We start from the raw sequence: 622 nt of genomic DNA on the forward strand, positions 1-622 counted from the left end.
GGGGAGGCCGGAGGGGGCGGCGGAGAGCTGACCGTCAGGTGTACAGGAAGACCGTGTCGAACCAGACCCGGTCGTCCTTCTCGTGCAGGAGGAAACGGCCCTCGGCCTCCTCGCCCGCCGGGGCCTGCGACGGCTCCCGCGCGAGGATCCGCAGGTCGTATGCCGTACTCGCCCGCCAGTCGGTCCGGTCGGGCACATGCTTCGCCAGAGGAGCGGGGAGGTCGGCGGGCAGGGCCACCGTCTCGAAGCGCTCCCCCGCCGGGGCGGCCCCGAGCGTGGCGGCCACCGCTCCGGCGGCCAGCCGGGCCACGCCGACCAGCCGGATCCGCGAGTCCGGCCCCGGGACGGTCTGGCGCTTGCCCGCCTCGTCGAGGTCGTACCCGAGCCAGTGCGCGTCGGACAGCTCGCCCAGCGCCGGGAACCGCTTGCGCAGCGGCTCGATGCCGGTCCGTACGCGCAGGTGGTCCTCGTTCGGCCGGAGCTCCGCGCAGCCGGCCGTCGCGCCGAGGGGCAGCAGTGCGGCCCCGCCGAGCAGGGCGAGGAACCGCCTGCGCTCCGTGCCTGCGCTCCGCCGTACGGTCATCGGCTCCCCCTGGTTCGTCCGTCCCGCCAGCCCCGGCCC

General features: G+C 76.2%; 1 protein-coding gene. It reads right to left on the reverse strand.

Annotated features, from left to right (window positions below):
• Positions 1 to 34 precede the first annotated feature (34 nt).
• On the reverse strand, positions 35 to 622 hold a 588-nt coding region (locus HYE82_RS36965), incomplete at its 5' end, for a hypothetical protein (protein WP_218783468.1).

This window comes from Streptomyces sp. BR123, from assembly GCF_013401435.1.
Classification (GTDB): Bacteria; Actinomycetota; Actinomycetes; order Streptomycetales; family Streptomycetaceae; genus Streptomyces.